We start from the raw sequence: 5,204 nt of genomic DNA on the forward strand, positions 1-5,204 counted from the left end.
GCACGAGGCCGCCTTTGGCGGCAAACGCCCGCACGGCGTCCATGACCGGCGCGCGCGCCGCGATCGCGCCACAGCGCAGATAGTCGCCATAGGAAAATCCGCCGGGCACCACCACGAGGTCGGTGCCTTCGGGCAGCGCGGTGTCGGCGTGCCAGACCATCGCGGGCTCATGGCCCGACATCAGCTTCAGCGCGCGCGCCATGTCGCGCTCGCGATTGATTCCGGGAAAGACGAGGATGACGGATTTCATCGACGAATCTGCCTCAGCCCAGGACCTCGACCCGGTAATTCTCGATGACTGTATTCGCCAGCAGCTTGTCGGCGGCGTCCTTCAACGCCGCCTCCGCCCTGGCCTTGTCGGCGCCGGCGAGCTCGATGTCGAACACCTTGCCCTGCCGGACGCTGGCGACGCCGTCGACGCCGAGCGATTTCAGCGCGCCCTCGATCGCCTTGCCCTGGGGATCGAGGATGCCGGATTTCAGCGTGACGGTGACGCGCGCTTTCACGTTTGCCCCTTCAAGTCTTGCGATCCTTCAAGTTCCTGCAAGCCGTTGCCGCTCTCGCGAGCCTCAGCTCTTGACCAGCACCGGACCCGAGCCCGCGGGCCGCTCGTTCTCCATCAGGATGCCGAGCCGCTTTGCCACCTCGGTATAGGCTTCCAGCAGGCCGCCAAGATCGCGGCGGAAGCGGTCCTTGTCGAGCTTTTCGTTCGACTTGATGTCCCACAGCCGGCAGGAATCCGGGGATATCTCGTCGGCGACGATGATTCGCATCATCTCGTTCTCGAACAGCCGGCCGCATTCCATCTTGAAGTCGACCAGGCGGATGCCGATACCGAGAAACAGCCCGGTGAGGAAGTCGTTGACGCGGATGGCAAGCGCCATGATGTCGTCGATCTCCTGCGGCGTCGCCCAGCCGAAGGCCGTGATGTGCTCTTCGGAGACCATGGGATCGTTGAGCTGGTCGTTCTTGTAGTAGAACTCGATGATCGAGCGCGGCAGCTGCGTGCCTTCCTCGATGCCGAGCCGCTGCGACAGCGAGCCGGCTGCCACATTGCGCACCACGACCTCCAGCGGGACGATCTCGACCTCGCGAATCAGCTGCTCGCGCATGTTGAGGCGGCGGATGAAGTGGGTCGGCACCCAGATGTCGTTGAGGTGCTGAAACAGGTACTCCGAGATCCGGTTGTTGAGGACGCCCTTGCCCTCGATCACCTGGTGTTTCTTGGCGTTGAACGCGGTCGCATCGTCCTTGAAGTGCTGGATCAGGGTTCCCGGCTCGGGGCCCTCATAGAGAACCTTGGCCTTGCCTTCATAAATGCGGCGTCGACGGCTCATTGGGATGTACCGTGTGTTGTTGAAATCCATGAATCTGGTGTGCTCCGCTTGACTAGAACCAGGACCACGGCGGAGCTGCCGTGAAGCCCGGGAACCCTGGGAAAACAGAACAAGAACCGGACCTTCTGCCAACCTATCTGATTGGCCCATCCAGCACAATCGATCCGGCTCCGGGGCGGCGACTTTTACCGCTTGCCGGCCGCCCTCTGCTGCGGCCTCGTGGCCGATTGTTTAGACAGTCCGTGCAGCCTATCTAAGCATCTGACGGGCCTCTCGCAACGAGGCCCACATCGCGGGTCCGGAGGGGGGACTTAACCATGACGACATTCGACAAGCGCGAGGAAGCCTTCGAGAAGAAATACGCCCTCGATCAGGAGGCAAAATTCAGGGCCGAGGGCCGCCGCAACAAGATGTTGGGATTATGGGTGGCGGAAAAGCTCGGATTATCCGCCGAAGCCGCCAGTGACTATGCCAAAACCGTGATCGCGGCGGAATTCGAGGACGGCGGCGACGCCAATGTGATCCGCAAGGTGACGGCTGATCTGGCTGCCAAGGGCATCGCCGTCACCGACGCGGACATCGGCGTCAGGATGGCAGAGTTCATGGCGCAGGCGGTCGCGCAGATGAAGGCGGAAATGTAGAGCATGATCCGCAACAGCAAGGCCTTCGGCCACGACCCCATTGGGGCGCAGTCGTTCTCTCTCGCGACAAACCTGGAACGCGTTTGCGCAGAAATCGTGCCCGATCAAAAGCTCGAGCGCGCCGGCGATTCAACCTGGTCGCATCGCGCTCCGGGCTTCTCGGCGCTATTTCACGGTGATCTGCAAGTTCATTGAGCCGTTGACGGTGTAGCCGTCCTGCTGTTGCGCGCCGAATTGCCGTCCGACGTTGCTCGACACGGCTTCCAGACGGCAATCCTTCGCGAGGACCTCACGCAGCAGATCGCATTCGTGGGCCGCCATCTCGTAGATCGCGCGGCGTGCGTTGTCGCGCGATTTCTTGGCTTCCTCACTCTCGCCGGACGGTCCGGGCACGAAAAAATTGAAGCTCGTTTGCACATGCACGGGCGTTTCCTGGCGCTGTCCAGACGCTTGCCCAACCGTCTGGGCCATCCCCGGCGCCATCAAAAGCAAGCTCGCGGCGGGAACGAGGGCAAATCGGAACGACATGAATTTCTCCGGAATTGACGTGACGACTCCGTATCTATCAATCCGAGATTGCGATTTGCCGAATCGCAGGCGCCCGAAAGCTTCGTTCCGTTTCACGCCGCGTTAACCGACAGGCACAGGCTCGGCGCTCGAGCCTGTGCTCGGCGCGAACGCGTCGCGCCGAAAACCGCTCCTCGCTGAACGGGACGCGGCCCGAAGCTAGCCTTCCGGTTCAGGCTCTAATCTTCCTTGAAGCCGTATTCCGGCACGTTGCCGCTGGCGCCGTAATATTTGTACGGCAGGAACTTGCCCGACATCGTGATCTTGACGCGATCGCCCTTCGGATTGGGCAGCCGCTCGATCGCCATATCGAAATCGATCGCCGACATGATGCCATCGCCGAATTCTTCCTCGATCAGCGCCTTCCAGGCCGGACCGTTGATCATCACCAGTTCGTAGAAGCGATAGATCAGGGGATCGAGCGGCGGAACGGACAGGCCCTCGCCGCGCATCGGCGTCTCGTTCAACAGCGCTGTTTCGGATTTCGACAGGCCGAACAACTCGCCGGCGTTCGCGGCCTGCGGCTTCGTCAGCTTCATCTGGCCGAGGATGGCGCCGACGATCAAGACCTCGGAATAGCCGCCGATCTTGTCGCAGATATGCTTCCAGCTCCAGCCCTTCTCGCGCTTGATGTCGAGCAGCTTCTCGGTGAGGTCGGATCGTTTCATGACTCGTCTCCTTTCCTTGTTGGCGCCCTTAATCCTGCTTGGGCAATCGCATCGATCAGAATGACGTTCGGAACTGCATTATCCCAAGGCTCTAGTCCTCGTGGATCCAGCTTGCTCGCCGGATCGCCTGCCCGCAAATCAAGTCGAGCGCAAAGCCGATGAATCCGATGATCACGACCGTGGCGGCAAGCCGGTCATATTCGAGGGTGTCGCGCGCATCGTTGATGGCGTAGCCGAGGCCGGAGGTCACGCCGAGGAATTCGGCCGGGACCAGCACGATCCAGGCCACGCCGACCGCGAGGCGAATACCGGCGAGCACGTCCTGCGCGATCGCCGGCATGATGATGGTGAACAGCATGTGCCATGGGCGCGCGCCCAGATTGCGCGCGACCCTGAACCAGGCCGGGTCGATGCGCCGGAAGCCGTGCGCGGTCGAAAACAGCACCGGCCAGATCGCGGCAACCCCGATGAGAAAAACGATGGCGCGGTCCCAGGTCGCAAATGCCATCACCGCGATCGGCATCCATGCAAGGGGCGAGATCATGCGGAGAAATTGAAACGGCACCGAACTCGCCTCGCGAACCGAGCGGAACCGACCGACCAGAATGCCGAACGGCACGCCAAGCGCGACAGCCCAGGCGAGTCCACCGCCGATTCGCAACAGGCTCGGCCCTGCCATCCGCACGGCCTCGCCGCTCGCCAGCATTCGCCAAAGGCGCTCGAAGGTCGGCGCGGGCGCAAAGCCTGCAAAATTCGCGGTGGCCGGATTGTGCGCAACGATCCAGCCGCCGATCCACCAGGCCAGCAGCAGGACGCCGATACCGACAGAGGCGAAGGCGAGACTGCGGACCGCGCCGGCAAGCCGCCTGGTCGAGGCGTCCCGAGGATGGCCTAGCATGGCCGCCTGCTCTGCGCCGATCGAAAGATCGAGGCTCACAGCGCCAGTTCCTCGGTCCGGTTGAACGGATCGCTCGGATTGACGCTGGGATCATCCTTCCATTGCGGATACTTGTTCATGGCGTTGCGGACGAAATCGTAGTTCACCAGATCCTTGGCGACAAATTCGGGGTCGAGCTTCTTCAGGAAGGTCGCGTCGCCGCCGACCAGCGTTTCATTCATCGCGCTGACGATCAGCTTGGTCGCCGATGGATAGGGCCAGGGCTGGAAGTCGATGCGGCCGACATGCCACTGCGGATGGCGGATGGCGCCGCTCTCGCCATAGAACGCTTCGTCGTAATATGTCATCGCGCGCTCGATCACCGGAGCCGGCAACGGCAGATAGGCGTCGCCATCCTTGGACAGAAGCCTGGCCACTTCGGCCTTGTGGCCGGACGCGTAGATTTCAGCCCGGACCAGGGCGTTCATCACTTTCTGGGTCCATTCCGCCTTCCTGGTCACGACCTCCTCGTGCATGCAGAGAACGCAGCATGGATGATTCTTCCAGATGTCGCCGGTGAAGCGAAGCATCCGGCCGCCCGCCTTGATCTCGCCCAGCGCATTGAACGGCTCGGCAACGATGTAGCCATCGATTTTCCTGGCGGCGAGCCCCGCGGGCATGTCCGGCGGCGACATGACCTGAAGATTGCATTCATTGGCGGCGAGCGGCTCGCCTTGCGACCTGATTACCGGCGTGATCCCGGATTTCCGCAAGCCGTACTGCAGCACGATGTTGTGCATCGAATACCAGAACGGCACCGCGATCTGCTTGCCGCCGAGGTCGACGAACGAATTGATGTTGCTGTCCTTGCCGACCACGACGCCGGAACCGTTGGTATGCGCCCAGGCCATGATCTTGACCGGGAAGTTGTTGTTGTAGCGCATCCACACCGGAATCGGTTTGAGCAGATGGACGACATTGAACTTGCCGGCCGCGAACGCCTCGACCAGCGGCGACCAGCCCCGGATCAGAGTGGGCCGTTCCGCAGTGAGCCCCTCATCGGCAAAGAACCCCATGCCGTGAGCAACCAGCAGCGCGGTGGCATCGGTGATCG

The 5,204-nt window shown here is 62.1% G+C and carries 9 protein-coding genes; 2 read left to right on the plus strand and 7 right to left on the minus strand.

All coding sequences use genetic code 11. The features are described from left to right. The 3 genes from WCB02_RS11370 to purC form a co-directional block, all read right to left on the minus strand. A partial coding sequence (locus WCB02_RS11370) for a phosphoribosylformylglycinamidine synthase subunit PurQ (protein ID WP_423958251.1) occupies window positions 1-250 on the minus strand: 250 nt, incomplete at its 3' end. Window positions 251-263: 13 nt separating this feature from the next. Next, on the minus strand, window positions 264-506 hold the full coding sequence (purS, locus tag WCB02_RS11375) for a phosphoribosylformylglycinamidine synthase subunit PurS (RefSeq protein ID WP_423958254.1): 243 nt from the start codon (window positions 504-506) through the stop codon (window positions 264-266). Between the two features lie 63 nt (window positions 507-569). Beyond that, a complete protein-coding gene (gene purC / locus WCB02_RS11380) occupies window positions 570-1,337 on the minus strand; it encodes a phosphoribosylaminoimidazolesuccinocarboxamide synthase (RefSeq protein WP_423958255.1) in 768 nt (255 codons plus the stop codon). 317 nt (window positions 1,338-1,654) lie between these two features. Between purC and WCB02_RS11385 the strand changes: the two genes are divergently transcribed. Both WCB02_RS11385 and WCB02_RS11390 read left to right on the plus strand, forming a co-directional pair. Then, window positions 1,655-1,978, plus strand: a complete 324-nt coding sequence (locus WCB02_RS11385; RefSeq protein WP_423958256.1) for a DUF1476 domain-containing protein — start codon at window positions 1,655-1,657, stop codon at window positions 1,976-1,978. Window positions 1,979-1,981: 3 nt separating this feature from the next. Beyond that, window positions 1,982-2,173 carry a hypothetical protein gene (locus WCB02_RS11390; protein ID WP_423958257.1) on the plus strand — a complete coding sequence of 64 codons (192 nt, stop codon included), beginning with the start codon at window positions 1,982-1,984 and terminating at the stop codon, window positions 2,171-2,173. Here WCB02_RS11390 and WCB02_RS11395 read toward each other — a convergent pair. From WCB02_RS11395 to WCB02_RS11410, 4 genes are all read right to left on the minus strand, one after another. After that, a complete protein-coding gene (locus WCB02_RS11395; RefSeq protein WP_423958259.1) occupies window positions 2,144-2,461 on the minus strand; it encodes a hypothetical protein in 318 nt (105 codons plus the stop codon). The two genes, WCB02_RS11390 and WCB02_RS11395, sit on opposite strands and share 30 nt — an antisense overlap. A 263-nt stretch (window positions 2,462-2,724) precedes the next feature. After that, window positions 2,725-3,213: a cyanase gene (cynS, locus tag WCB02_RS11400; RefSeq protein WP_423958260.1), complete on the minus strand. Its 489-nt coding sequence runs from the start codon at window positions 3,211-3,213 to the stop codon at window positions 2,725-2,727. A gap of 91 nt (window positions 3,214-3,304) precedes the next feature. Continuing rightward, window positions 3,305-4,150: an ABC transporter permease gene (locus WCB02_RS11405; protein WP_423958262.1), complete on the minus strand. Its 846-nt coding sequence runs from the start codon at window positions 4,148-4,150 to the stop codon at window positions 3,305-3,307. Further along, window positions 4,147-5,204 (minus strand): ABC transporter substrate-binding protein (locus WCB02_RS11410; RefSeq protein WP_423958263.1); only part of this gene is annotated, 1,058 nt, incomplete at its 5' end. The genes WCB02_RS11405 and WCB02_RS11410, both read right to left, overlap by 4 nt.

Source organism: Bradyrhizobium sp., from assembly GCF_049581145.1.
Lineage (GTDB): Bacteria > Pseudomonadota > Alphaproteobacteria > Rhizobiales > Xanthobacteraceae > Bradyrhizobium.

Bases quoted from the DNA above. Each gene is read 5' to 3' on its own strand.
- WCB02_RS11390 (WP_423958257.1), top strand. From the start codon at position 1,982: ATGATCCGCAACAGCAAGGCCTTCGGCCACGACCCCATTGGGGCGCAG.
- WCB02_RS11395 (WP_423958259.1), bottom strand. From the start codon at position 2,461: ATGGCGCCGGGGATGGCCCAGACGGTTGGGCAAGCGTCTGGACAGCGC.
- purC (WP_423958255.1), bottom strand. From the start codon at position 1,337: ATGAGCCGTCGACGCCGCATTTATGAAGGCAAGGCCAAGGTTCTCTAT.
- WCB02_RS11385 (WP_423958256.1), top strand. From the start codon at position 1,655: ATGACGACATTCGACAAGCGCGAGGAAGCCTTCGAGAAGAAATACGCC.
- cynS (WP_423958260.1), bottom strand. From the start codon at position 3,213: ATGAAACGATCCGACCTCACCGAGAAGCTGCTCGACATCAAGCGCGAG.